Annotated in this window: 25 protein-coding genes; 13 read left to right on the top strand and 12 right to left on the bottom strand. The window is 69.1% G+C overall.

The features are described from left to right. Positions 1-85 precede the first annotated feature (85 nt). The 4 genes from ACZ6YV_RS27790 to ACZ6YV_RS27775 all read right to left on the bottom strand — a co-directional run bounded on the left by ACZ6YV_RS27790 (position 86) and on the right by ACZ6YV_RS27775 (position 5,558). Complete coding sequence (locus ACZ6YV_RS27790; protein WP_465512403.1) at positions 86-2,446, bottom strand: cation-translocating P-type ATPase; 2,361 nt, start codon at positions 2,444-2,446, stop codon at positions 86-88. 66 nt (positions 2,447-2,512) lie between these two features. Beyond that, entirely contained in the window at positions 2,513-3,106 is a 594-nt protein-coding gene (locus tag ACZ6YV_RS27785; RefSeq protein WP_465512402.1) for a hypothetical protein, read from the bottom strand. A gap of 41 nt (positions 3,107-3,147) precedes the next feature. Further along, positions 3,148-3,651 carry a DUF3145 domain-containing protein gene (locus ACZ6YV_RS27780; protein ID WP_005154552.1) on the bottom strand — a complete coding sequence of 168 codons (504 nt, stop codon included), beginning with the start codon at positions 3,649-3,651 and terminating at the stop codon, positions 3,148-3,150. 434 nt (positions 3,652-4,085) lie between these two features. Continuing rightward, the gene (locus ACZ6YV_RS27775; protein WP_465512401.1) at positions 4,086-5,558 is read right to left on the bottom strand and encodes a S8 family serine peptidase; all 1,473 of its coding nucleotides are present in this window, start codon (positions 5,556-5,558) and stop codon (positions 4,086-4,088) included. A gap of 193 nt (positions 5,559-5,751) precedes the next feature. Here ACZ6YV_RS27775 and ACZ6YV_RS27770 point away from each other — a divergent pair, with 193 nt between their 5' ends. Further along, entirely contained in the window at positions 5,752-7,272 is a 1,521-nt protein-coding gene (locus ACZ6YV_RS27770) for a hypothetical protein (protein WP_465512400.1), read from the top strand. On the opposite strand, the gene ACZ6YV_RS27765 is transcribed toward ACZ6YV_RS27770, so the two are convergent. Then, positions 7,269-8,642 carry a dihydrolipoyl dehydrogenase family protein gene (locus tag ACZ6YV_RS27765; protein WP_465512399.1) on the bottom strand — a complete coding sequence of 458 codons (1,374 nt, stop codon included), beginning with the start codon at positions 8,640-8,642 and terminating at the stop codon, positions 7,269-7,271. The two genes, ACZ6YV_RS27770 and ACZ6YV_RS27765, sit on opposite strands and share 4 nt — an antisense overlap. A gap of 158 nt (positions 8,643-8,800) precedes the next feature. On the opposite strand from ACZ6YV_RS27765, the gene ACZ6YV_RS27760 reads away from it, so the two are divergent. Next, positions 8,801-9,505 (top strand): Lsr2 dimerization domain-containing protein, encoded by a 705-nt coding sequence (locus ACZ6YV_RS27760; RefSeq protein WP_465512398.1) that lies wholly within the window; start codon positions 8,801-8,803, stop codon positions 9,503-9,505. 54 nt (positions 9,506-9,559) lie between these two features. On the opposite strand, the gene ACZ6YV_RS27755 is transcribed toward ACZ6YV_RS27760, so the two are convergent. From ACZ6YV_RS27755 to ACZ6YV_RS27735, 5 genes are all read right to left on the bottom strand, one after another. After that, a complete protein-coding gene (locus ACZ6YV_RS27755) occupies positions 9,560-10,303 on the bottom strand; it encodes a lipoate--protein ligase family protein (RefSeq protein WP_465512397.1) in 744 nt (247 codons plus the stop codon). Next, the gene (locus ACZ6YV_RS27750) at positions 10,300-11,685 is read right to left on the bottom strand and encodes an NAD(P)(+) transhydrogenase (Re/Si-specific) subunit beta (RefSeq protein ID WP_465512396.1); all 1,386 of its coding nucleotides are present in this window, start codon (positions 11,683-11,685) and stop codon (positions 10,300-10,302) included. Before ACZ6YV_RS27750 ends, ACZ6YV_RS27755 begins: the two co-directional genes overlap by 4 nt. Next, positions 11,682-11,981 (bottom strand): NAD(P) transhydrogenase subunit alpha part 2, encoded by a 300-nt coding sequence (locus ACZ6YV_RS27745; protein WP_007032801.1) that lies wholly within the window; start codon positions 11,979-11,981, stop codon positions 11,682-11,684. Before ACZ6YV_RS27745 ends, ACZ6YV_RS27750 begins: the two co-directional genes overlap by 4 nt. Then, a complete protein-coding gene (locus ACZ6YV_RS27740; protein WP_465512395.1) occupies positions 11,981-13,099 on the bottom strand; it encodes a Re/Si-specific NAD(P)(+) transhydrogenase subunit alpha in 1,119 nt (372 codons plus the stop codon). The genes ACZ6YV_RS27745 and ACZ6YV_RS27740 overlap by 1 nt, the downstream gene beginning before the upstream one ends. 337 nt (positions 13,100-13,436) lie before the next feature. Beyond that, a complete protein-coding gene (locus ACZ6YV_RS27735) occupies positions 13,437-14,093 on the bottom strand; it encodes a TetR family transcriptional regulator (protein ID WP_465512394.1) in 657 nt (218 codons plus the stop codon). A 90-nt stretch (positions 14,094-14,183) separates the two neighbouring features. On the opposite strand from ACZ6YV_RS27735, the gene ACZ6YV_RS27730 reads away from it, so the two are divergent. The 5 genes from ACZ6YV_RS27730 to ACZ6YV_RS27710 are packed head-to-tail and all read left to right on the top strand — an operon-like array spanning position 14,184 to position 18,582. Next, the gene (locus ACZ6YV_RS27730; RefSeq protein WP_465512393.1) at positions 14,184-15,275 is read left to right on the top strand and encodes a ferredoxin reductase; all 1,092 of its coding nucleotides are present in this window, start codon (positions 14,184-14,186) and stop codon (positions 15,273-15,275) included. 13 nt (positions 15,276-15,288) lie between these two features. Next, positions 15,289-16,404, top strand: a complete 1,116-nt coding sequence (locus ACZ6YV_RS27725; protein ID WP_378248081.1) for a fatty acid desaturase family protein — start codon at positions 15,289-15,291, stop codon at positions 16,402-16,404. Positions 16,405-16,414: 10 nt separating this feature from the next. Then, positions 16,415-16,618: a hypothetical protein gene (locus ACZ6YV_RS27720; protein WP_101609572.1), complete on the top strand. Its 204-nt coding sequence runs from the start codon at positions 16,415-16,417 to the stop codon at positions 16,616-16,618. Positions 16,619-16,665: 47 nt separating this feature from the next. Then, positions 16,666-17,922 carry a sensor histidine kinase gene (locus tag ACZ6YV_RS27715; RefSeq protein WP_465512392.1) on the top strand — a complete coding sequence of 419 codons (1,257 nt, stop codon included), beginning with the start codon at positions 16,666-16,668 and terminating at the stop codon, positions 17,920-17,922. Between the two features lie 15 nt (positions 17,923-17,937). Continuing rightward, entirely contained in the window at positions 17,938-18,582 is a 645-nt protein-coding gene (locus ACZ6YV_RS27710; protein WP_465512391.1) for a response regulator transcription factor, read from the top strand. A 20-nt stretch (positions 18,583-18,602) separates the two neighbouring features. On the opposite strand, the gene ACZ6YV_RS27705 is transcribed toward ACZ6YV_RS27710, so the two are convergent. After that, on the bottom strand, positions 18,603-19,133 hold the full coding sequence (locus ACZ6YV_RS27705) for a GNAT family N-acetyltransferase (protein ID WP_465512390.1): 531 nt from the start codon (positions 19,131-19,133) through the stop codon (positions 18,603-18,605). A 31-nt stretch (positions 19,134-19,164) separates the two neighbouring features. Between ACZ6YV_RS27705 and ACZ6YV_RS27700 the strand changes: the two genes are divergently transcribed. The 3 genes from ACZ6YV_RS27700 (at position 19,165) to ACZ6YV_RS27690 (ending at position 20,727) form a co-directional block, all read left to right on the top strand. After that, entirely contained in the window at positions 19,165-19,728 is a 564-nt protein-coding gene (locus ACZ6YV_RS27700; RefSeq protein ID WP_465512389.1) for a helix-turn-helix domain-containing protein, read from the top strand. Between the two features lie 10 nt (positions 19,729-19,738). Further along, positions 19,739-20,143: a DUF3626 domain-containing protein gene (locus ACZ6YV_RS27695; protein WP_465512388.1), complete on the top strand. Its 405-nt coding sequence runs from the start codon at positions 19,739-19,741 to the stop codon at positions 20,141-20,143. A gap of 173 nt (positions 20,144-20,316) precedes the next feature. Further along, entirely contained in the window at positions 20,317-20,727 is a 411-nt protein-coding gene (locus ACZ6YV_RS27690; RefSeq protein ID WP_378248073.1) for a YjbQ family protein, read from the top strand. On the opposite strand, the gene ACZ6YV_RS27685 is transcribed toward ACZ6YV_RS27690, so the two are convergent. Next, entirely contained in the window at positions 20,665-21,663 is a 999-nt protein-coding gene (locus tag ACZ6YV_RS27685; RefSeq protein WP_465512387.1) for a YhgE/Pip domain-containing protein, read from the bottom strand. The genes ACZ6YV_RS27690 and ACZ6YV_RS27685 overlap by 63 nt on opposite strands. Before the next feature lie 127 nt (positions 21,664-21,790). On the opposite strand from ACZ6YV_RS27685, the gene ACZ6YV_RS27680 reads away from it, so the two are divergent. From ACZ6YV_RS27680 to ACZ6YV_RS27670, 3 genes are all read left to right on the top strand, one after another. Beyond that, a complete protein-coding gene (locus tag ACZ6YV_RS27680; protein ID WP_465512474.1) occupies positions 21,791-22,477 on the top strand; it encodes an HAD hydrolase-like protein in 687 nt (228 codons plus the stop codon). Positions 22,478-22,572: 95 nt separating this feature from the next. After that, positions 22,573-23,529, top strand: a complete 957-nt coding sequence (locus tag ACZ6YV_RS27675) for a DUF8017 domain-containing protein (RefSeq protein WP_465512386.1) — start codon at positions 22,573-22,575, stop codon at positions 23,527-23,529. Next, positions 23,526-24,389, top strand: a complete 864-nt coding sequence (locus ACZ6YV_RS27670) for a DUF8017 domain-containing protein (protein WP_465512385.1) — start codon at positions 23,526-23,528, stop codon at positions 24,387-24,389. The genes ACZ6YV_RS27675 and ACZ6YV_RS27670 overlap by 4 nt, the downstream gene beginning before the upstream one ends. Positions 24,390-24,409 lie beyond the last annotated feature (20 nt).

The raw sequence follows: 24,409 nt of genomic DNA, 5'->3' as shown, positions 1-24,409 counted from the left end.
ACTGCGTCTAGCGCAGTGAAGGGGGCCTTCACGTACTTCGAGGCGCGCTGAGCGGTCCCGGATGTCACTTGAGCGGCGGTGCGCCTCAGGCTTCCGAGCGCTTCACCAGATGCCGCCCGATCCACCAGGCCGCCTCCACCAGCACGATCCCCACCCCGGCACACGCGAACGCTGAAAGCGTGTACGCGCTCACGCTCGGGTCCAGCGCGAAGAACTTCTGCGTGAACGGGATCAGGAACAGCGCGAGCGTCAGCACGACCATTCCGCCGATCAGCAGGATCTTCCACCACCGGTACGGCCGCGCGACGATTCCGAGCACCCACAGCGCGATCGTGATGAGCGTGATCAGCGCGGTCGTCCCCGCCTGGATCTTGTCCAGTTCGGACTGTCCGGATCCCTTGTACACCAGCAGGTAGCTCACGAAGGTCGCCGCGGCGATGACCAGCCCGGCAGGGACGGCCATCCGCATCACGCGGCCGACGAAGCCGCTGCGGGCGCGTTCGTTGTTCGGCGCCAGCGAAAGCACGAAGGCGGGCAGGCCGATGGTGAACCACGCGGTGATCGTGATGTGCCGCGGCAGGAACGGGAACGGCACCTGCGCGATGCCGACCATCAGCGCCAGCAGTACCGAGTAGACCGTCTTGGTGAGGAACAGGTTCGAGACGCGCTCGATGTTGCCGATCACCCGCCGACCCTCGGCGACGACGTACGGCAGGGTGGCGAACTTGTCGTCCAGGAGCACGATCTGCGCGACCGCGCGGGTGGCCGGGCTGCCGGCGCCCATGGCGACACCGATGTCCGCGTCCTTCAGCGCGAGGACGTCGTTCACGCCGTCTCCGGTCATCGCGACGGTGTGGCCCTTCGACTGCAGTGCACCGACCATCGCGCGTTTCTGCAGCGGCGTCACGCGGCCGAAGACGGCGCGATTCTCCACGGTTTCGGCCAGCTTTTCGGCGTCGTCCGGCAGTTTCCGCGCGTCGACGGGCTTGTCCGCGCCCGGCAGGTCGAGGGTGCCCGCGACGGCGCCGACCGAGATGGCGTTGTCGCCGGAGATGACCTTGACCGCGACGTCCTGGTGCGCGAAGAAGTCCAGGGTGTCCTTCGCGTCGGGGCGGACCTTCTGCTCCAGCACCACGAGCGCGACCGGTTCGATGTCGCCCGGGCCCTCGGCCGCGTCGACGGCCCGCTCGGCCCTGCCCAGCAGCAGGACGCGCAGACCGCGCGAGCCGATCTTCTCGGCCTCCGCCCGGTGCTCGCCCTCGGGCAGCAGGACGTCGGCCGCGCCGAGCACCCAGTCGCCGTCGGCGCCGAACGACGCACCGCTCCACTTGCGTGCGGAAGAGAACGGCATGGTCGTGGAGACCCGCCAGCCCGGATCGGTCCGGTGCGCTTCCGCGATCGCCTGCAGGCTCGCGTTCGGTCGGGGGTCGGCGGCGGTGAGCGCGGCCAGGACGTCGTCCACCGGGTGGCCCGGCGTGATCTCCCGGACCTCGGACAGCCGCATCGCGTTCTCGGTGAGCGTGCCGGTCTTGTCCGCGCACACCACGTCGACCCGGGCGAGTCCCTCGATCGCCGGCAGTTCCTGCACCAGACACTGGCGTTTGCCCAGCCGGATGACGCCGACCGCGAGCGCGACGCTGGTCATCAGGACCAGGCCCTCGGGCACCATCGGCACGAGCGCCGCGACCATGCCGCGCAACGCGTCCGGCCACGCCTGGTCGCCCGCGAGCTGGTTGTAGATGGTCAGCGCGCCCGCCGGGACGAGCAGGTAGGTGATGAACTTGAGGATCTTGTCGATGCCCTGTCGCAGCTCCGACTTCACCAGGGTGAACTTGCTCGCCTCCGCGGCCAGTTTCGCCGCGTAGGACTCGTCGCCGATGACGTCCGCGCGGTAGGTGCCGCTGCCCGCGACGACGAAGCTGCCGGACAGCACCTTGTCGCCGGGCTGCTTCACCACCGGATCGGATTCGCCGGTCAGCAGCGACTCGTCGACCTCGAGCGCCTCGGCCGTCAGCGTCGGGCCATCGACGACGATCTTGTCGCCGGGCCCCAGTTCGACGAGGTCGCCGAGCACGACGTCTTCCGGGGCGATCTCGGCGCTCTGCCCGTCACGGCGGACGGTCGGCTTCGCCTGTCCGACGATGGCGAGCCGTTCCAGGGTCCGTTTCGCCCGGAGTTCCTGGATGATGCCGACCGCGCTGTTGACGATGATCAGTCCGCCGAACAACCCGTCGATGAAGTACCCGGTCGACAGGATGAGGACGAACAGCACCCCGTAGATCGCGTTGATCCGGGTGAAGACGTTCGCGCGGACGATTTCGCCGGTGGTCCGGCTGGTCTTCGTCGAGACCGTGTTCGTCTGGCCCGCGGCCACCCGCTGGGCGACCTCTTCGCTGGTGAGCCCCCTCGAGGCGTCGGTCAGCACGGCCGGCTGGTCAATTGCCATGCCGGCGACTCTATTCGGCCCGGCCTTGCGCTCGCGTCAGCCTGGGGGACCATGTCGTCCCTTACTTCAGCATCTTTCGTGCTCGGGGTTCGTGCCGCCGTCGGTGGTGTCGACGCGCCATGACCCGTTCTCCAGCCGCAGCGGCAGCACCAGCCGCCAGCGGATGCATCCCTCCGGCAAGTACACCGGCGCGTCGTCGACCTCCTGCGTACTGGTGAAGGCGACCAGTACCCGGAGCGTGCTCGGCGCGCCCGGCTCGATGCGGTAGACGAGGATGGTGCCGTCCCGAGTGGACTGATAGTCCTTCTTCCACTCCGACGAGGTCTTGGTCTTGGCCCGTTCGCGGCTGACCACCGAAGTCCACTTCGGATAGTCGCGATCGTTGATGGAGTCGAAATACCCCTGCAGTACCTGCCGGACGCTCTGGTACTGCGGATGCGCGAAGACGTCGGGAGTCACCTCGACGGCACGCGGGCCCGGCTGCGCCTCCGGGGCGACCGACGTCGGCAACTCGCTGACGAGCGGTTCAGTGGGGGCGGCCTCCGGGCGGAGATAGAGATCGCGTGCCAGCAGCCCGACACCGACGGTCAGCGAGATCACGACCACGATGACGGGGATCAGCCACCGCTGGCGGGAGAGGGGGCGAGGCTGGGCGGTCACCCTGAAAGGTTAGCCGCCCGCCTCTTCCGTCTTCACCCCGTCTACCCGACCTGGTGCAGCCAGGTGACCGGGGCGCCGTCGCCGGCGTGCCGGTACGGCTCGAGCGCTTCGTCCCAATTGGCGGCGAGGAGCTCGTCGAGCTTGTGCGCCAAGGATTCGCCGGCGCGAACCTTGCTCACGAGTGCTCGCAACTGGTCCTCGCCCACGACGATGTCGCCGTTGGCACTGGTCCTGCCGTGCCACAGGCCGAGGCCCGGCGCGAAGCAGAACCTCTCACCGTCGACCCCCGCACTGGGCTCTTCGGTGACTTCGAACCTGATCATCGGCCACGCCTTGAGCGCGGACGCCAGCTTTCCGCCGGTGCCCGAAGGCGCACGCCAACCACATTCGGCGCGGAGCTGTCCTGGACTGGCGGGCTGCGCCGTCCACTTCAACTCGACTCGGGCACCAAGGGTGCCCGAAATAGCCCACTCGACGTGCGGACACACCGCAGACGGCGACGAGTGGACGTACACCACGCCACGGGTGTTGCCACGGGTGCTCACTGCTGACCTCCGCTACTCGACGAGGGGCGTCTTCCCCTACGACCTCGCGAGCTGCGCTGGTCAGGTGGCTCGTGCCGCCTCCCGGTACGCGTGAGCACATTGTGCACCCCAACTGTGCTGTTTGGCCACATGAACACCACAAGTCGCACCTGATTGGGACGCGGAACTCCTGCGAAGGCCCCCTTCTTTCGGCAGGGCAGGGAAAAAGATCCCGTGACGCGGGTTAACCCGGGGACGGCAATTGTGCCGCCCGGCGGAGCGAGGGGGTGACCTGGGTGACAGGACACCGCACTCGCGTGATCAGACACGTGACTCGCGTGATCAGGAACGGAACTCGCGTGATCAGACGCGTCACGTGTCTGATCACGTGAGTTCGCCGTCTGATCACGCGAGTCACGTGTGTAATCACGCGAGTCACGCCTTCCGTACCCGGCTCAGCCCTGGGCGCCGAGGGACTTGGCGGCGGCGAAAGTGTCCACCAGGCCGGCGCCCTTGTCGAAGCTCGACGTGTACGGCCCGGCCGCCACGTACGGCGAGCCGTTCGTGAACTTGTACGCCGTGCCCTTGATCGCGGCCTCGATGTCACCCGGGCTCGCGTTCGGCGCCACCTGGAACAGCTGCGCGACGATCCCGGTGATCTGCGGCGCCGCCATCGAGGTCCCGCTGATCACGTTGTAGGTGGCGAGGTCCAGCAGTCCCGGACCGTTCTTGGGTTGCAGGCCCTGCGTGCAGATCGGCTGGGTGGGACGGCAGGAAGAGAGGATGTTCTCCCCCGGCGCGGAAACGTCGGGCCAGGTCGCCTGGTCGGTCTTGAGGCCGCGCGAGGAGAAGTCGGAGACCGTGCCGTCGCGGGTGCCGGTCCCCAGGTCGTTGGACGACGCCACCGAGAGCACACCCGGCGTCTGGTCCTGCCCCGGCGGATTGGAGAGGTTCGCCGAACCGTCGCCGCCGTCGTTCCCGTTCGCCCACACCGTGACGACGCCTTCCGCGGCGAGCGCGCGCTGCAGCTTCACCGTCGCCGAGTTCGGGTCGAAGCCGCCGCCTCCGCTGGGACCGTAGGAGTTGTTGGTCACCTTGATCGGCGGGCACACCGACGCCGCGACACCCGCGCCGCAGGGCGCCTTGTGGTTCTCCAGCACCCAGTTCAGCGCCGCGTCCGTGCCGAGCACGAGCAGCGCCGCCCCTGTCGAGACGGAGACGATCTTCGAGCCCGGCGCCGAACCGCCGACCTTAGTGCCGTCCGGCAGCGTCAGCTGGTTCCCGGCGGCGATGCCGGTGACGTGCGTGCCGTGGCCGCCGAGGGACAGCGTGTCGGTGTCGACGACGGTCGGGAGGTCGACGATGCAGTCGGTCACCGTGCCGTCGAGGCAGAGGCTCTTGAGACTGCGCACCACCCGTGTCTTGCCGTCGGCGCCCTTGAACGCCGGATGCGTCGGGTCGACGCCGGTGTCGATGATCGCGACGGAGACGCCCCGGCCGTCCACCGGAGTGCCGCCGGAGTCCTTGAGCTGAGTCTGCGTCTGCAGGCTCCGGGTCGCCGTGGTTCCGGCACTGCCGTGTGCCTTGAGCTTCTCGTTGCCTTCGACGTAGGTGACTCCGGCGGCCTCGCGGACCGCGCGCACCTGGTCGGCGGTCCCGCGGACGGCGACGACACCGATCTTGCCGAACGAGGTGATCTTCGTCAGCCCGGCTCCGCGGGCGGCGCGTTCGGCGGTGGCGACGTCGTCGGCGTGCACGAGCGCGGTCACCCCCGTGGCGCCGGTGACGGCCGAGAGCAGACGGGAGAGTCCGGGGGCGACGGGTGCGAGCGGTCCCGCGGCCTGCGCGGGGACCATCCCCGCGGCCGGGACGGCGAGCAGGGCGACGACGAGTGCGGCGCGTCGACGCCAGGGGCGAGATACGGCCATGACGTTTCTCCTGGTGACAGGGGACAAAGGAGCTGCCACCTACCAACGAGTAATACCCGGACGGGTGACGGCGCTCACGTCGATGACAACTTCTCGGAGCAACATCACCGCACCTGCCTGCGCCGTGTCTTCCCGTTAGTCCGGATGGAGGCGCTACTTTGTGCATCGAGACCGACGAGATGGGGAGGGTTCGGTGCGACTCGTTCGCCTCGCTCAACAGCCGTCCCGGGTGGCCGAGGACGTCCGCGCCGCGCTGGCCTCACTCGGCCGGGGCAGCAACGTCGTGGGCGGGATCGCCCTGGTCGGCGCCAGCCCGGTCGAAGGAAGGCCCGTCGAGGCCGTCGTCGTCATGCCGAAGGGCGTCCTGATCGTCATCGGCGTCGACCTGCCCGACCCGGCGCTGAAACTCGAAGCCCCGCTCGGCGGGCCGTGGAAGGCCGACGGCTGGCCGCTGGTCCACGGGGACACCTCGATCAACCCGGCCACCGACGCGCTCTCGCTGTCCGCCGCGTGCACGCACAAGATCGCGGACGTCGCCCCCGGCGCCGGGCCGATCGGCACGATCATCGCCGTCGGCCCCTATGTGGAGACGGTCGATCAGCCCGCCGCGGACCTCGCCGGCTCGGTCCGTGTCCTCTACCCGACGGCGACGACGATGCTCGCCGCGACGGTCTCGCTGGCCACCGCGGCCCGGCCCCGCTCGGTCCAGCAGGCGCGGGAACTGATCGCCGCGCTCGCCCCGGACGCGCCGCCGATGCCCGAAGAGATGTTGCTCGGGGAAGGGTTCAGCGCCTATTCCGACGACGAGCCGACCGTGATCCGGGAGAACCCGCTCGTCGCGATCGCCCCGACGGTCCCGGTGCAGCATCCGGGGAAGGGGAAAAGACCGGCGAAACCGGCCGTCCGCCCGGTCAAAGCCGCTCAGCCCACACAGGCCGCTCCGCCCGTTCGGCCCGCCCCGCCGGTTCAGCCCGCTCGGCAGGCCGTCGCCGCGAATTCCGCTCCGCCGGTCCGGCAGGCCACGCCGCCGGCGGCGGCCGCTCCCGCCGCGGCCCCCGCTCCGGCTCCCGCCGAGCCGGCCCCGAAGGCGCCGCGTCAGTCCAAGCCGCATCAGTCCAAGACGGTGAAATGGCTCCCGGTCGCCGCGATCGGCCTGCTCATCGTGCTGCTGGTCGCGGCGATCAGCGTGGCTTCCGGCGGTGACGACACCGCGGCCACGCAGGCTCCCCCGCCGCCGACCGCGGAGACCAGTCCCCCACCGCCGAGCAGCAGCGCGGTGGAGAACATCCAATTCACCTCGCGGGCGTCGGCCGCCGACCAGAAATGCGCGTCGCACGCGTATGGCGACGTCCAGTCGAGCCTTCAGCGGACGAGTTGCTCCGCGGTGAAACGGGCCAGCTTCGCCAGTTCCATCGACGGCCGGGCCGCCGCGGTCACGATCGCCGTCGTCGATTTCCCGAACGCCGAACAGGCCACCGCGTTCAAGGCCGCCGCCGACACTCCCGGCGGTGGCGGCATCCTCGACGTCGCCACCGAGACCAATCAGTGGCAGGGCGACGTCCCGGTGTTCGAGAGCGCCGCCTACCAAAGCCACCTGGACGGGAATTCGGTCCGGCTGGTCCAGGTGGTGTGGGTGCCGGGACCGTCCACTCCGGACGATCCCGGCCTGGTCCGGGGTGCGAAGGCCGCCCTCGAACTCCCGGTCAACGGCTAAAGGCCGTACGCCTCCAGCAGTCGCAGCCACACCTCGCTGATCGTCGGGAACGACGGGACGGCGTGCCACAGTCGTGACAGCGGGACCTCGCCCACGATCGCGATCGTCGCCGAGTGCAGCAGTTCGGACACGTCCTGCCCGACGAAGGTCGCGCCGACGAGGACACCGCGTTCGGTGTCGACGACGATCCGCGCCTTGCCCGCGTAACCGTCGGCGTGCAGCGACGAACCGGCGACCGCGATGTCGATGTCGACGACGCGGTGCGGCTTGCCCTCCTCGGGTCCGGCGAGCCCGACCGAAGCGACCTCCGGGTCGGTGAAAACGACCTGCGGGATGGCGTGATGGTCGGCCGTGGCGCTGTGCGCGCTCCACGCGGCGGAGTCGACAGGCTTGCCCGCGGCCTGTGCGGCCACCGAGTCCCCCGCGGCCCGGGCGGCGTACTTGCCCTGGTGGGTCAGCGGTGCCCGGCCGGTGACGTCCCCGACGGCGAACAGCCAGTCACCGTCCACAGCGGACACACGGCCGTTGTCGTCCGTCGTGAGCGGCGCGCCCGCTTCGAGCCCCAGCGTCTCGACGCCGAGCCCGTCGGTCGCCGGGCGGCGGCCGGTGGCGACGAGCAGTTCGTCGACGAGCAACCGGTCGCCACCCTTCAAGGCCAATTCCTTACCACCGTCCACAGCGGACACGGAGTCGAGACCGGAGCCGGTGTGCACGGTCACCCCGGCTTCGCGGAGTCCCGCGATGACGGCGTCGCCCGCGAAGTCCGGCAGCCGGGGCAACGGACGCGCCCCCGAGATGATCAAGTGGACTTCGGCGCCGAGAGTCGCGAAGGCCTGCGCCATTTCGACGCCGACGACACCGCCGCCCAGGACGCCGAGGCGGCGCGGGACCGCTTCCGCCGAGGTCGCCTCTCGCGAACCCCAGGGGGAAATGGTGTCGAGCCCGGGGATCGACGGCGTCCGAGGGACACTGCCGGTGGCGACGATCACGGCGTGCCGCGCGGTGAGCACGTCACCGCCGTCGACCGTGACCTCCCGCTCACCGGTGATCCGGCCGTGCCCGCGGATCGGGGCGATCCCGACCCCTTCGGCCCACTTCACCTGTCCAGTGTCATCTCCCTTGCCGGTGAACCAGTCCCGGCGCGCGAACACCTGGGCGGGGTCGACCGCGTCGCCCACCGGGACGCCGGGGACCCGTTTGGCGGCGGCGAGGAGGTTACCCGGCCGAAGCAGTGCCTTGCTCGGAATGCAGGCCCAGTAAGAACATTCGCCGCCGAAACGTTCGTGTTCGACGAGGGCGACCTGAAGACCGCCGCGGGCGGCCCGTTCGGCGGCGACCTCGCCGACCGGGCCGCCTCCGATCACGATCACGTCAAAAGTCTGTGCTGACATGCATTCAGCGCACACCACCGCGCAGCTTCGCGCAACCTGCCGCTATCCTCGTGTCGCTGCGTGAGTCATCAGCCGCGGGTTCAGGTGTTCACCGTGCCGGTTACGCAGTAGAACGATCGAGCGCGGGAGGTTTTTTCATGGCCAGGAACACTGCTGTGCATTTGCTGGACGATCTGACCGGCGAGGCGGCCGAAGAAACGGTCGCTTTCGGTTTGGACGGAATCGCTTACGACATCGACCTTTCGGCCGACAACGCCGGCGCACTCCGGGAAATCCTGAGTGCCTATGTGGAGAACGGCCGCCGGATCGGTGGACGCAAACTGCGGCCGCGGGTCGTGCAGCGCCCCAAGGGCGCGCGGGTGTCGAAGTCGACCCCGAAGACCGCTGCCACCGCCGCGAAGGCCGAGGCGAAGACGGCCGCGAAGCCGGGCCGCAAGCCCGCCGCGAAGGGTGTCGCCGGCCGCAAGCCCGCCGCCGCCAAGAAGGCCGCCGCCCCCAAGGTGGAAGCCAAGGCTCCCGCCAAGACCACGGCGAAAGCCACCGCGGCCAAGGCGAAGTCGACCCGTGGCGCGGCTGTGAAGACCACCGCGGCCAAGGCTCCGGCCGGTCGCGCGAAGGCCGCCGCCGCGGCGAAGACCCCGGCCAAGGCAGCCCCGAAGACCACCGCCAAGACGACGGCCGCGAAAGCCGCCCCGAAGGCCGCGGCCGCGAAGGCGACCGCCGCCAAGGCAGCGCCGAAGACCGTCGCCAAGGCGCCGGTGAAGAAGGCGGCCGAGCCGAAGAAGACCACGCGCGGCTCCCGCAAGGTGCCCGCCGTCACTTTCTCGGCCACCGAAAAGTAGTTCATCGAAAAGGCCCTTTCGCGATTTTCGCGAAAGGGCCTTTTTCGTTTCACCTCATTTACGCTGAGCGCCTTCGGAATGCCATTCCGGATAGTGGTACCTCGTGTGCCGGAGCGAGCCGTGCCACTCCCGCTCCTGCGCCGACGGCTTCCGGGTGGTGAGTTCACCCAGTTGCGCGGCCGCCGCGAGGCGGACCGCGGCCGTGACTTCGGCAACACCTTTACGCAGGCCGTGCTCGGCGAGCGACGCGACCTGGCTCCGGTGGGAGTCGAGCGGACGGGGATCCGCGGGTGCCGAAGTGAGGTACCGGCCGACCCGTTCGGCCGCGGTCGAAACGAGCAGGGTGGAGTGCGCGAGCAAGCCCGTTCTCGTCCGGAACACGGCGAAACCGCACAGCTTCGAGTCACCGACGAACAGTCCCCGATCACCGAGCCGCGACGGCAGCCCGAGCTCGGTCACCGTCGCCGTCATCAGTTCTCCGAGCGCTTCGAGCGGTTTGACGGCTTCGCCGGACAAGCCGAGTCCCGGCAGGACAAGGGTGATGTTGAGATTGCCGGGATCGTGGAACACCGTGCCGCCGCCGCTGGCCCGGCGCAGCACCGGAACCCCGTCACTCGCACAGACATCCGCCTTGACCTCGCGTTCGATCTTCTGCCCTCGCCCCACGACCACACTGTCGGTGTTGCGCCAGATCCACAGGACCGGCGCCTCCGGTGCGGCTCGCAGGAGGGCTTCGTCGAACGCGAGGTTGTCGGCCGGGTCGTCGAACGCGGCGACGACTTCCGAGGGGCCGGTCACAGTGCTTTGAGTTCCTCCACGATCTCGCCCACCGACGATTTGGCGTCGCCGAAGAGCATGCTTGTCTTCGCATCGTAGAAGAGCTCGTTGTCGATGCCGGCGAAGCCCGAGCTCATCGAGCGTTTGAGCACGATCACCGACCGGCTGTGGTTCACCTTGAGGATCGGCATCCCGTAGATGGGCGAGCCCGGATCGGTCTCCGCGGCCGGGTTCGTGACGTCGTTCGCGCCGATCACCAGCGCGACGTCGGTCTGGGCGAACTCGGAGTTGATCTCGTCCATTTCCTTGAGCTGCTCGTACGGGACGTCGGCCTCGGCGAGGAGCACGTTCATGTGCCCCGGCATCCGGCCCGCCACCGGATGGATGGCGTAGGCGACCGTGATCCCCTTGGCCTCCAGCAGCTTCGCCATCTCGCGGACCACGTGCTGCGCCTGCGCGACGGCCATGCCGTAACCGGGGACGACCACGACCTTGTTCGCGTACGCCATCTGGATCGCGGTGTCGGACGCGCTGGTGCTGCGGACCGGCCGGACCTCGCCGGACCCGCCGCTCGTGACCGTCGTGCCGCCGCCGAACCCGCCGGCGACGATGGCCGGGATCGACCGGTTCATCGCCTTCGCCATCAGGTTCGTCAGGATCGAACCCGAGGCGCCGACGATCATGCCCGCCACGATCAGCGCGGTGTTGTCGAGCGCGAGCCCCATGGCCGCGGCCGACAGGCCGGTGAGCGCGTTCAGCAGGGAGATCACGACCGGCATGTCCGCGCCGCCGATCGGCAGCACGACCACCACGCCGAGCACGCCCGCCGCGACCAGCAGGCCGATCATCAGCAGTTCGGCGCTGCCGCCGGTGGCGATGACGACCGCGAAGACGATCGCGGCGACCAGAACCAGCGCGTTCACCGGCTGCTGCAGCTTGCCCAGGGTGATCGGACGGCCGGAGATGAGTTCCTGCAGTTTCCCGAACGCGATGTTCGAGCCCCAGAAGGACACCGAACCGACGACCGCGGCGAACAGCGACGCGATCGCGACATACGCCGGCTCGTGCGCGTAGCCCTCGGTGGTGCGGAACTCGACCCACGCGATGAGCGCGACCGCCCCGCCGCCGACGCCGTTGAACAGCGCCACCATCTGCGGCATCGCGGTCATCTTCACCTTGCGCGCGGACGGCACGCCGACGGCCACACCGATACCGACGCCGAGGGCGATCAGCAGCCAGTTGGTCATGCCCGGTGTCAGCAGCGTCGCGATCACCGCGATGCCCATGCCGACCGCGGCGATCCAGTTGCCGCGGACCGCGGTGCGCGGACCGGTCAGGCCCATCAGGCCGTAGATGAACAGTGCGAAGGAAATGATGTAGAGGACGGCGATGAAGGTCGTCACTTGTCACCACCGTCTTCCGGCTTCTTCGCCTTGAACATCGAGAGCATCCTGTCGGTGACGAGGAAGCCGCCGACCACGTTGATCGTGCCGAAGGCGATCGCGATCACCAGCAGGATCTTGTTCAGTACGCCGTCGACCCCGAGGCCGAGCACGATCAGCCCGCCGAGCAGGACGATGCCGTGGATGGCGTTGGTGCCCGACATGAGCGGGGTGTGGAGAGTGTTGGGCACCTTCGAAATGACGGTGAACCCCACGAATCCGGCGAGTACGAGGATCGCCAAGCTGCCTACGAGCATCACTCGCCTCCTTCTTCGCCGGAAACGCCGGCCCCGGCCACACAGGCCCCGGCGACGATCTCGTCGGAGAAGTCGAGCGCGAGCTTCCCCTCCTTGTCGACGAGCAGTTCCAGCAACTCGGTGACGTTGCGCGCGTAGAGCTCGCTGGAATGCGCGGGCATCTCCGCCGCGAGGTTGAGCGGCGAGCAGATGGTGACGTCGTGCTCGACGACCTCCTCGCCCGGTTTCGTCAGTTCGCAGTTGCCGCCGGACTCACCGGCGAGGTCGACCACGACACCACCGGCGGGCATCCCCTTCACCGCGTCGGCGGTGACGAGGGTCGGCGCCTTGCGGCCGGGGACGAGCGCGGTGGTGATCACGACGTCGAACCTCGTGATCGCCTCGGTCAGCCTGCGTTGTTGTTCGGCCTTTTCCTCATCGGTCAGCTCACGGGCGTACCCGCCTTCGCCGGCCGCCTCGATGCCTAGTTCGAGGAACTTCGCGCCGAGCGACTTCACCTGCTCGCCGACCTCGGGCCGGACGTCGTACCCGGTGGTCTGCGCGCCGAGCCGTTTTGCCGTCGCCAAGGCCTGCAGCCCGGCGACACCCGCGCCGAGCACGAGCACCTTCGCCGGTGGCACCGTCCCTGCCGCGGTGGTGAGCATCGGGAAGAACCGCGTGAGTTTCTCCGCGGCCAGCAAGACCGCGCGATAGCCCGCGACACTGCTTTGTGACGACAACGCGTCCATCGCCTGCGCACGGGAGATCCGCGGGATCGCCTCGACGGCGAAGGCGCGGACGCCCGCCGATTCGAGTGCCGCGATCCCCTCGGGGTCACCCCGTGGATTCAGGAAGCCGATGAGAATGGTGCCCTGCTTGAGCTTCGCGACTTCGGCCGCGCTCGGAGGCGCCACCTTCACCACGATGTCGGCATCCCACGGATCGCCGATCACCGCGCCCGCCTGCTCGAAGGTCTCGTCGGCGAGGAGCGCGCCGGCGCCCGCACCGGGCTCGACCACCACCCGCAGTCCGCGTCCGGAGACGCGCTCGATGAGTTTCGGTACCAGCGCGATGCGGCGTTCGCCTTGTCCGGTTTCCCGGACAACACCGACCGTGAGCTGCTCGTTTTCTGCCGCCACAGGCGACCTCCTCGCTGGAGAGGACCACACGAACCCGCACTGTTTACCACGTCCGACCGACAACTTTCCTGGCTGAACGTATCCGGACGGCATCTTTCCGTGACATCGCTCATCACGATCGATCCAGCCATCGATCCAGGTGCGCGATGTCATAAGGGGTCCCCACGGCGGCCGTGACGGGGCGCCGCACTCGCGTGATCAGGGACGTAACTCGCGTGATCGGAGACGGATCTCGCGTGATCAGGGGCCGAACACCGAGTGCGGCCTCTGATCACGTGAGTCACGGGTTCGATCACACTGGCTTTCAGCCAGACTTACGGAGCAACGGCTTCCCGGATCACGGAACGCTGCGCCAGTTCGGGACCCCCAGAAAGATCAACCGCAGCCGCCGTTCGGCCGTGCGGACGATCTCGTCGTCACGCGAAGGTGTTTCGAGCAACTCCAGCACCGTCGTGAGCATGGTCGTCACGATCAGGTCGGCCAACAGGTGCAGATCCTCGGTCAGCCATTCGCGGAGATTGTCGAACCGCGCGAGGTCGACGGCGAGTTCGCTGACGAAGAGCTTGAGTTCGAAGCCGATCGCCTGCCGGACCGGGCCGGTGCCGCCGTAGCGCTCCCTGGTCAGGAAGTGGAAGTGAGCCTCGTGCGCCCGCACGTGCTCGCGCAGGATGCGCACGGACGTCCGGATCATGTCGTTGTAGGCCGCGGGCCTCGTGCGCGCCGAGCGGATCATCGTGCGGAGCGTGCGCATCGACTCCTCGACGAGCGCCACCCCGAGTTCGTCCATCGAGGCGAAATGGCGGTAGAACGCCGTCGGCACGATCCCGGCCTGCTTCGCCACCTCGCGCAGACTCAGCCCGGAGAACCCGCGTTCCGCCACCAGGTCCAGCGCCGCGTCCAGCAGCGCCTGCCGGGTGCGCTGTTTGCGCTCCTGCCGGGAAACGGGCTCTGTTGTCACGACGGACAGCGTAATCGCCTCCGCGCTATCACCCACGTCACATCGCCGTCCTCTCGCGTTGACAAGCGGGACCATCGCCACTTCACTGTTGAGTGTACAAGCGTTCACTGAAATTGGGAGAAAGTGATGACGGCACTGGTACCGCGCAGGGCCAGGCGGCTGGCCTCGCTGGCCGAGGCCCTGCTCACGCCCCACGGAATGGACCGCTACCTCGAACTCGTCGATCCGATGCTGGTCCGCCGCGAGATCCGCGGCCTGGTCACCGGCGTCCGGCGGCAGACATCCGACACGGTCACGCTGACCATCCGGCCGAGCCGGGCCTGGCGGGGACACGTCGCCGGCCAGTACGTGCGGGTGACCGTCGAGATCGACGGCGTCCGCCGGACCCGCTGCTACTCACCCGCCGGTTCGGAGCACGACGGCGCACTGGAACTGACCATCAAGGCCGACCCGCAGGGCCTCGTCTCGCGGCATCTGAACCGCACGATCACCACGGGTTCGGTCCTCGGACTGTCCACTGCGGACGGTGAGTTCACCCTGCCGTCGCCGAGGCCCCGGCGGATCCTCCTGGTGAGCGGCGGGAGCGGGATCACGCCCGTCCTGTCGATGCTGCGCACGCTGGCGGACGAGAAGTACGACGGCGACCTCGTCTTCCTGCACTACTCCAACAGCGCCGAAGACGCGCTCTACCGCCCCGAGCTCGCCGACCTCGCCCGCCGCCTGCCCGCCCTGCGGGTGGTACACGCGTTCACTCACGCGAAAACCGGCGGCGACCTGCACGGGTTCTTCTCGAAGGAACACCTCACGGACGCCGCGCCGTGGTACCCCGACGCCGAGACCTTCCTGTGCGGTCCGAAGCCGCTGATGGATTCGGTCCGTGAGGCGTTCGAGGCCGACGGGCTCGGCGCACAGCTGCACACCGAGGAGTTCACGCCGCCGGCACTCACCTTCGACACCGAGAACGCCGAAGGACAGGTCCGGTTCGCGCGCAGCGGCCGCGAGTTCGAGAACTCCGGGAAACCGCTTCTGGAGCAGGCCGAAGACGCCGGGCTGAGCCCGGAACACGGCTGCCGGATGGGCATCTGCTTCTCCTGCACCCAGGTCAAGACCTCCGGCTGCGTGCGCAACGCCAAGACCGGCGAAACCTCCAGCGAAGAGAACGAAGAGATCCAGCTCTGCATCTCCGTCCCGGTCGGGGACGTCGAGATCAACGCTTAGAAAGGAGCCAGTCATGACGGGCTTGCAGGACAAGCTGACCCCGGCGCAGGTCGAGGAGTTCGGCCGCGAAGTGGACGAGATCCGGCAGCGGATCGTCGCCGACCTCGGCCAGGTCGACGTCGACTACATCCACAACATCATCAAGACCCAGCGCGCGCTCGAGGTCGCGGGCCGCGGGCTGCTGTTCGCCGGGTTCTTCCCGCCCGCGTGGATCGCCGGCGTGACCGCGCTTTCGGTGGCGAAGATCCTCGACAACATGGAGATCGGCCACAACGTCATGCACGGCCAGTACGACTGGACGCGCGACCCGGCGCTGAGCTCGCAGAAGTTCGAGTGGGACAACGTCGCCCCCGCCGAGAACTGGCGCCACTCGCACAACTACATGCACCACACGTACACGAACATCCTCGACAAGGACCGCGACATCGGTTACGGCGTCCTGCGGATGGACCCCGCGCAGAAGTGGAATCCGTACTACCTGGGCAACCCGGTGTACGCGACGCTGCTCGCGCTGTTCTTCCAGTGGGGCGTCATGCTGCACGACCTCGAGTTCGACCGCATCGTCAAGGGCGAGCGCAAGTGGTCGGACAACAAGGAGGTCGGCCTGAAGATGCTCAAGAAGGCCGGTCGCCAGGTCGGCAAGGACTACGTGCTCTTCCCGCTGCTGACCGGTCCGCTCGCGCCGCTGACCTTCCTCGGCAACGCCACCGCGAACCTGACCCGCAACCTGTGGGCGTTCTCGATCATCTTCTGCGGGCACTTCCCCGCCGACGTCGAGAGCTTCACCGAGGAGGAGACCGAGAACGAGTCGCGGGGCCAGTGGTACCTGCGGCAGATCCTCGGCTCGGCGAACATCACCGGCGGCAAGCTCTTCCACGTCATGACCGGGAACCTCTCGCACCAGATCGAGCACCACCTGTTCCCGGACATCCCGGCGCGCCGGTACCCGGAGATCGCGGGCGAGGTGCGGGCGATCTGCGAGAAGTACGGCCTGCCGTACAACACCGGCCCCCTGCACAAGCAGCTGTTCTCGGTGGCCAAGAAGATCGTGAAACTGGCCATGCCCTGGAACGGTGAACCCCGCACTCCCGCTACCGTGGAGAGCGACAAGACCCTCCGAGCGGCTTAAGGTGTCTGACATGGTCGGTCAGTTCGAAAGCACCAAGGACGTGGTCCAAGAGGTCACCGAGTCGGCGGCCACCCACATCGGCAACATCGCGACGATCATCACCGGCGCGATCCGGGACATCGCCCGCGAGACCGGCGACTGGCTGACGGACGTCATCGAGATGCGCGAAGCGTCCCAGCGGGCGCAGGCGGACGAAGAGCACCGCGAAGACTAGGGAAACCTGGATGGGCACGAGGCGGGTGGTCACGGCAAGGTGAAGCCGTGACCACCCGCCTCGTCCCGCGTGTCCTCGGCGCACAGCTGAGCCGCGCGTACTGGGCGGAGCTGGCGTGGGTGCTCATCGGCGCGCCGCTGACGCTGGTGTTCGTCGCGCTCGTCGTCGTCGGCCTGGTCCTCGGGATCGGCCTGAGCCTGCTCACCGTCGGGCTGCCGGTGCTCATCGGGGTCGTGGCGGGCGCGCGGCTGATCGGCATCGCGCACATCGGCCTGGCGCGTGCCCTGCTCGGGACGACGGTCACCCCACCCACCCGGCCCGAGCTGCGGCCGGGTCTGTGGAACGGGATCAAGAGCAAGATCGGCGATCCGATCGGCTGGCGGTCGATCGCCTACCTGGTGATCCGGCTGCCGCTGTCGTTGATCGAGTTCTTCTTGGTCGCGATCCTGTTCGTGTACGCCGTGAGCACGCTGACGTACCCGCTCTTCTGGTTCACCCTGAACGGGGAGGCGATGCCGACGTTCGACCTCCATGTCGACGCCTGGCCCCTCACCCTGCCGCTCGCCCTCACCGGGCTGGCCGTGCTGCTGGCGATGCCGTGGGTGGTCCACGGCCTGACCGAGTTCGACCGCCTGCTGGTGCGCGGAGTCCTCGGCGCGGAGGACCTCTCCAAACGGGTGCGCGACCTCGAACGCAGCCGGGCGACCGCCGTCGACGACGCGACGCGGCGGCTGCGGCGGATCGAACGCGACCTGCACGACGGCGCGCAGGCCCAGCTGGTGGCGCTGGCGATGAAGCTCGGCATCGCGAAGGACGAACTGTCCGGCGGCGGCGACGTCGACCAGGCCACCGCCCTGGTCACCGCCGCGCACGCCAACGCGAAACAGGCGCTGGTCGAACTGCGTGACCTCGCCCGCGGCATCCACCCCGCCGCGCTCGACGCCGGCCTCGACATCGCACTGTCCACTTTGGCCGCGGGCTCGGGCATCGACGCGCGGATCACCGTGGACCTGCCGAGCAGGCCGTCGCCGTCGATCGAGACCATCGCCTACTTCACCGTCGCCGAACTCCTGACCAATGCCGCCAAACACACTTCCGCCGCGATCGATGTCGACGTGGGTATCGTCGGTGACGCCTTGCGGCTCGTGGTGCGCGACGGCGGCGAAGGCGGGGCCCGGCCGGAACGCGGCGGAGGGCTCGCCGGGATCTCCGAGCGGCTCGCGACGGTGGACGGCAGGCTCGACATCGACAGCCCTCCTGGAGGGCCTACGGTGATCAGCGCGGAAATACCATTACGGAAATAGGACATGGGGGGCGGCGTGCGCGTCGTGATCGCGGAGGATTCGGCCATCCTTCGGGCGGGGCTCGTCGAACTGCTGAACCTTCGGGGGCACAAGGTCGTCGCGGCCGTCGCCGACGGCGACAGCCTGTGCGCGGCGGTGCGCGAGCACCGGCCGGATGTGTCCATTGTGGACATCCGGATGCCGCCGACGCACACCGACGAAGGGCTGCGTGCGTCGATCACGCTGCGCGCGGAACTGCCGGGGTGCGCGATCCTGCTGTTCTCGCAGTACGTCGAGACGCAGTACGCGACGGAACTCCTGGCCGACCGCGCTGGCGGCGTCGGCTACCTGCTGAAGGACCGCGTCGCCGAGGTGTCGGACTTTCTCGACGCGCTTCGACGGGTCGCCGACGGGGAGACAGTGCTCGACCCGGAAGTGGTCAGCCAGCTCTTCACCGCCACCAGGAAGACGGACGCACTCGCCGGGCTCACGCCACGGGAGCGGGAGGTGCTGGGCCTGATGGCGGAGGGGCGGTCGAACTCGGCGATCGCCGCAGCGCTGTTCCTTTCGGCGGGCTCGGTGGAGAAATACGTGTCGAGCATCTTCGGGAAGCTGGCGCTGCCTCAGTCCGAAGGGGACAACCGGCGGGTTCTCGCTGTGCTGCGTTACCTGGAGTCCTAGGGCCGGGCTGAAGGGCCCCCTTACCGAGGCTCGGCGGGCACCCCGTCCGCTTCCGGCAGGCAAAGCTGCACCCACGCGACATCCCGCCAGGCCCCGTGCTTGTACCCGATCCGCCGGTACGTCCCCACCGGCTCGAATCCCAGCGCGCGATGCAGCCCGGCGCTCGCGTCGTTCGGCAGCACCATCCCCGCGCAGAAGTTCCGGAAACCGCGCGCCGCCAGCCTGTCCAGCAACGCCTGATAGAGCGCGCGGCCACCACCGGTCCTCCGGCGGCCGAGCTCCAGATAGATACTGACTTCGCAAGACCAGCGATAGGAAAGACGTCCGCTGAAGGGCCCACCGTAGGCGTAGCCCGCGACGCTGCCTTCGTCGTCTTCGAGCACGAGCCAAGCGTGCGATCGCTGCGCCTCGGCGATGCGCTCGGCCATCTCGTCCGGCTTGGGCGGCTCGGTCTCGAACGAGATCGCCGTGTCGGTGACGTACGGCGCGTAGATCTCCGCGCACGCCGTCGCGTCGGCTTCCGTCGCTTCCCTGATCACCATGGCGACCATAGTAACCGAGACTGCCACTATAGTAAGCAGCATGTCGGATCCCTTGTCCGCGTCGCTCGCCGCGACGCTCCAGTCCGCGAGGCTTGACCAGAACCTCTCGGCCAACGCCCTCGCCGAGTCCTCAGGCGTGTCCAGGGCGATGATCGGCAAGATCGAACGGGGCGAGGCGCAGCCGACGGCCGTCCTGCTCAGCAGGCTTTCCGCCGCGCTCGGGATGACGTTGTCCGAGCTGATCGCGCGCGCCGAACACGGCGACCGGCGGCTCGCGCGCGCGGCCGATCAGCCGACCTGGACCGACCCCGACACCGGCTATGTGCGCCGAGCGGTGTCACCGTCGCTCGGCGGGCCGCTGGAACTGGTCGAGGTCGTGCTGCCCGCGGGCGCCGAAGTCGCCTTCCCCGCCCACACCTACACGCTGACCCACCATCAGATCTGGGTACTCGACGGGCATCTGCGCTTCCGCGAGGGCGATGTCGACCACGAACTCGACGCGGGCGACTGCCTGCAGCTCGGCACTCCGCAGCAGTGCGCCTACGTCAACCCGAACGACGAGCCGGTCCGATATTTGGTCGCCCTCGCCCGGCGGCACGCCTGATACTCGATTGATGGATTCCCTGGCCCTCACCTACATCGCGGCGAAAGCTCGCGGCGGGCACGAGGCCGGACTGCCGGTGACCCTGCACTTCCATCCCGATCGATCCACTATGGACGGATGCATGGTTCTGGCGGCGATGGCCGAGGACGGCTTCTGCCGCAGCCAGTTCGAAACCGGGTCGAGCAACGGCGGACTGACCGCGCACACCGCCGCGCGGACGACGTTCTGCTATCCGGACAGCGTGCCACGTCCGGCGGATTTCGGTTACGGCACCAGGGTTTCGGCACTGATCGCGCTGGCCGAGCGAGACGACACGGACCTTCTCGACGACTACGTCGAGGCGCATGTCCACGACCCGAGTCACCGCGGCACCGACGTCGAAAAGGCCGCGCTGCGGCTGGACCGCCCGGTCTAATGGCATCCGGGATTCCACCTGTCGACCGAAGAACTCGAACGGCACCTCGCGTACCGCGGTCCCGAATTCGTCGAACTTGCGGACCGCACTGGCGAGGCCGGCCACCTCGATCCGCAAGCCCTCAAACGCGTCTGGCACTACGTGGCCCGCTTCGGGGCACTACCGTGACGGGCATGTATTCCACGGAGATCGAGGTGCGCACCGGCAGCGTGGCCGTGGTGCACGACCTGACCAAGGACGCCGAGACCTTCCTGCGCGACGCGGACGCCGAGGACGGGATCCTGCACGTCTTCGTCCCGCACGCGACGTCCGGGCTGGCGATCCTCGAGACCGGCGCGGGCAGTGACGAAGACCTGCTCGCGGCGCTCGACGACCTGCTCCCCCGCGACGGCCGCTGGCGGCACCGGCACGGCAGTCCCGGTCACGGCCGTGACCACGTCCTGCCCGCGCTGCTGCCGCCGTTCGCGACGATCCCGGTGCTCGGCGGCGTGATGACGCTGGGCACCTGGCAGTCGGTCTGTCTAGTGGACACCAACCTGGACAACCCGGTCCGGCGCGTCCGCTTCAGTCTTCTCGAGGGCTGACCGGCCCGGCCACAGCGCGAGCACCAGCCCCACCGCGAGAAGCCCGGCGAGCACCCAGGCCCCGGTCGCGACGTCCGGCGCGCCGGGCACGCCCTGCAGCAGGCTCCGGAGTCCTTCCGCGGAGAACCGGAACGGCGTCCAGGACCACAGGATCGCGCGGTAGGCGGGGTTCAGCAGCTCCGGCACCTGGCCCGCGACGGCGGGCGCGACCAGGTACAGCGGGCCGAGGATCGCCATCGCCCGCACGCCGAGCAGCCGCAGTAGACCGGTCTGCAGGGCGGCGAACCCGGTCGAGGCCAGGAAAAGGAAGCCGAGGACATCCCAGCCGAGCGGGAGCGCGGAGTCCCACAGTTTCAGGAATCCGGCCAGGACACCGGTGACCAGGACGCCCGCCGAAACGATCTGCGTGAAGCGCGCCGCGGATCCCGCGTCCCGGCCGATCCGCCGTCCGGCCAGGATCAGCACGGCGCCGGCGGCCAGGCAGCCGACCCACGCCAGCGCGCTCAGCGCGAGCGGTGCGATCCGGCCCGCCGCGCTCGCGGGATGCAGCGTTTCGACCTTCGGCGTGCCACCCAGCGCCTGCGCGGCGCCGCTCAGGACCTGCTGCGCGAGCTGCGCGCCGGACGGGTTCACCGCCCCGGAGACCACGACCGTCGACGGGAGTTCGAGGACGCCGTAGACCTCCTTGTCCTCCAGCAGTTTCCGGCCTTCCCCGGGCGAGGTCACCCGCCAGGAGACCTGCCCTCCGCCGTGGGACGCGATCCCGTTCGCGGCCGCCTGGAGCGGTCCCGGCGGCGCGGCCACGGCGACGGGGAGGCCGTCGGGCGCGACGGTGGCCTGTGCGCCGAAGGTGAGAAAGCCGAGTACGACGGCGACCAGCGCACCGGCCACCGCGGCGACCAAGGTGAAGGCCCCGGCGGGGCGACGGGTCGGCATGACCTTCCTCCAGTTATTCGTCACTTGTTGAATTAGCTGCCAAGGTAGGCGCCTGCCCCCAGGAAGTCAACAGACGTTGAATTAGCTCACCGGTACCGTCGACGGCGTGACTACTCCGCACCGGCTAGTGCTGTGGGACATCGACCAGACCCTCGTGGACCTGCGCGGCCTCGGCGCCGCCTGGTACACGGCCGCGCTCGCCGAGGTCGCGGGCGTCGAACTGCGGGCGCTGCCGAACTTCGGCGGCCGCACCGAACGCGCCATCAGCGCGGACATCCTGACCTCGCACGGCGTCGAGCCCACCGAGGAGAACGTGCGCAAGCTCTGGCTCGCGCTGATCGCGGTCTCCGAAAGCCACGCCCCGACGCTGTCCTCGAACGGGCGGGCGCTCCCGGGTGCCAAAGAAGCGCTGAACGCCTTCGCCGGCCACGGCGGCGTCGTCCAGACGCTGGTCACCGGGAACCTGCCGGAGATCTCCGTGCACAAGCTGACCGCGTTCGACCTGCACGAGCACGTGGACTTCGAGATCGGCGGCTACGGCTCGCTCTCGGCGCACCGGCCCGACCTGGTGCCCGCCGCCGTCGGCCAGGCTTCGGCGAAACACGGCACCGACTTCGCTCCCACGTCGGTCGTCGTCATCGGCGACACCCCGGACGACGTGCGCGCCGCGCTCGACAACGGCGCCGTCGCGGTGGCCGTGGCGACGGGGCAGTTCAGCGCGGAGGAACTGGCCGACGCGGGCGCGCACACCGTGCTCGGCGACCTGTCCGACCTGGCAGCGGTACGTGCGGCTGTGCTGGGGGACGACAACTAGTGGTTGCCGTCGGAAGTCCTTCGGGGGTATTCGGCGGAAACCTGGGCCGTCGAGACCTCCGGAGGACTTCCGACGGTGACCACTAAACTCACTTCATGGCATACCCAGGCGGCAACGGCTGGCCGGAGCAGCAACCGCAGCAGCCCTATCAGCAGCAACCCCCGCAGCAGGGGTATCCGCCGCAGGGCCCGCCTCAGTACGGCCAGTACCCGCAGGATCCCCAGCAGCAGTACCAGGACTACCAGCAGCAGGGGTTCCAGCAGTTCCCTCAGCAGACGTACCAGGGCTTCGCGCCGGAGCCGCCGAAGAAGAGCAAGAAGGGCCTCTGGATCGGCCTCGGCGCGCTCGTCCTGGTGATCGCCGTCGGCGCCACGCTCTTCTTCGTCCTGCGTGACGGCGAAGACCCGCAGCCTCAGGCCGGTCCGCCGCCTTCGTCCGCGCCGGTGCCGCCGTCGTCCTCGGCGTCGAAACCGCCGTCCACGAGCAGCGGTGCCCCGAAAGACAACAAAGTGCCCTCGACGACGCCCGGCTGGCAGGGGATCCTGTCAGCCAAGGACAAAGCCGCCTACGATCTGCCCGCGTCCGGCTGGGAGACCAAGCCGGGCCAGATCGTCGGCTACAACGAGGGCGAGTTCAAGATGGTCATCCACGAGGCGTCGACGTACAAGCTCGGCGCCTGCCCGGATGCCCGAGGCTCGAACCGCGGCGTCGTCGGCTTCGCCACCGCGGGCCAGATCCCGGTCGAAAACGCGGCCAGGGGCGCCGTCCGGCTCTGGATCCAGTCCGCCACCGGCAAGGCCGACGTCCCGATGCCCGACGTCAAGCAGGTCCCGATCGCGAGCGGAGCGATCCAGGCGACCAGTTCGACCGGGACGTTCACCCCGCCCGAGACCGAGGAGTGCCGGGCTCCGAGCGTGAAGATCACCTCGGCCGCGTTCCAGTCCGGTGAGCAGACCATCTGCTTCGTCATGGCCATCGACCAGGGCACTCCCGACGCACTTCCCGAGGCGGAGGTCCAAAAGATCCTCGCGAGTTTGAGGCCACAGCGATGACCGGCCCCGGTGGGCGCCCCGACGAACCGCGAACGTGGTTCGTCGATCCGCTCACCGGGAAGCCGCTCGAAACCGAAGCCGAGCAGACGGGGCCGCTCCCGGTCGTCCAGGACGCCGTCCCGCCGCGCCGTCGCTTCCGCCTCGGGCCGGCGCTGGGTGTGCTCGGGCTGGTCGTCGTCCTCGCCGTCGGCACGACGGCCACCTACCAGGCCAGGACCGCGGCCCCGCCGCCCTCGGCGCAGGACCTCGTCCTGCCCGATCCGGAGGTGCCCACCAGGATCGAGCCCGTGATCGCGGGCTGGCAACCCGTGCAGTCCGACGACCATCCGCTCGTTTTCGACGTCCCGCCGGACTGGAAGATCGAAGAGCCCGACGTCGCCGTCGGGTACGAGACACCGGCCGGGGACCTCGTCACCCTGCAGGGTGTCGCCAGGTACCACCGCGACTTCTGCCCCGGCTCCGATCTCTCCGCGCGGGCGATGGCGGGGTTCACCACCATCGACGAGGGCGAAGTCGGCGGCATCACCCAGGCGGCGGAAGAAACGACCCTGCGCTGGGCGGAAGCCGCGTATGGCGCCGACGGCGGCCGGTCCCCGAAGACCGAAATCGGCAAGGCGGGCCCGGTGAGGATGCTCGACGGCGACACGACCGCCACCGCCGTGACCACCACCGTCGTCCCCGCCGCGGACGGGCCGTGCCCCGCCCCTTCGGTCGCGATCACCGCGATCGCCCTCCCCCTGCGCGCCCTGCCCGGGTCCGGCCGCTACCACGTCCTTCTGGTGCTGGCGGACCAGGAGATCCCTGACGCGGTAGCCAGGGACATCGTCCTCAAGATGGGTGAGAGCATCCGCCGCGAGTAGCACTCCCCTAAGGGAAATAT

Source organism: Amycolatopsis sp. NPDC102522 (assembly GCF_055584485.1).
Note: the sequence above shows the minus strand (reverse complement) of the source record. Positions and strands in the feature narration are given on the sequence as shown.

What these genes read in the sequence shown, in the direction of transcription:
- ACZ6YV_RS27790 (WP_465512403.1), bottom strand. Translation starts at nt 2,446, where the DNA reads ATGGCAATTGACCAGCCGGCCGTGCTGACCGACGCCTCGAGGGGGCTC.
- ACZ6YV_RS27775 (WP_465512401.1), bottom strand. Translation starts at nt 5,558, where the DNA reads ATGGCCGTATCTCGCCCCTGGCGTCGACGCGCCGCACTCGTCGTCGCC.
- ACZ6YV_RS27760 (WP_465512398.1), top strand. Translation starts at nt 8,801, where the DNA reads ATGGCCAGGAACACTGCTGTGCATTTGCTGGACGATCTGACCGGCGAG.
- ACZ6YV_RS27745 (WP_007032801.1), bottom strand. Translation starts at nt 11,981, where the DNA reads ATGCTCGTAGGCAGCTTGGCGATCCTCGTACTCGCCGGATTCGTGGGG.
- ACZ6YV_RS27730 (WP_465512393.1), top strand. Translation starts at nt 14,184, where the DNA reads ATGACGGCACTGGTACCGCGCAGGGCCAGGCGGCTGGCCTCGCTGGCC.
- ACZ6YV_RS27725 (WP_378248081.1), top strand. Translation starts at nt 15,289, where the DNA reads ATGACGGGCTTGCAGGACAAGCTGACCCCGGCGCAGGTCGAGGAGTTC.
- ACZ6YV_RS27720 (WP_101609572.1), top strand. Translation starts at nt 16,415, where the DNA reads ATGGTCGGTCAGTTCGAAAGCACCAAGGACGTGGTCCAAGAGGTCACC.
- ACZ6YV_RS27705 (WP_465512390.1), bottom strand. Translation starts at nt 19,133, where the DNA reads ATGGTCGCCATGGTGATCAGGGAAGCGACGGAAGCCGACGCGACGGCG.
- ACZ6YV_RS27700 (WP_465512389.1), top strand. Translation starts at nt 19,165, where the DNA reads ATGTCGGATCCCTTGTCCGCGTCGCTCGCCGCGACGCTCCAGTCCGCG.
- ACZ6YV_RS27695 (WP_465512388.1), top strand. Translation starts at nt 19,739, where the DNA reads ATGGATTCCCTGGCCCTCACCTACATCGCGGCGAAAGCTCGCGGCGGG.
- ACZ6YV_RS27690 (WP_378248073.1), top strand. Translation starts at nt 20,317, where the DNA reads ATGTATTCCACGGAGATCGAGGTGCGCACCGGCAGCGTGGCCGTGGTG.
- ACZ6YV_RS27685 (WP_465512387.1), bottom strand. Translation starts at nt 21,663, where the DNA reads ATGCCGACCCGTCGCCCCGCCGGGGCCTTCACCTTGGTCGCCGCGGTG.
- ACZ6YV_RS27675 (WP_465512386.1), top strand. Translation starts at nt 22,573, where the DNA reads ATGGCATACCCAGGCGGCAACGGCTGGCCGGAGCAGCAACCGCAGCAG.
- ACZ6YV_RS27670 (WP_465512385.1), top strand. Translation starts at nt 23,526, where the DNA reads ATGACCGGCCCCGGTGGGCGCCCCGACGAACCGCGAACGTGGTTCGTC.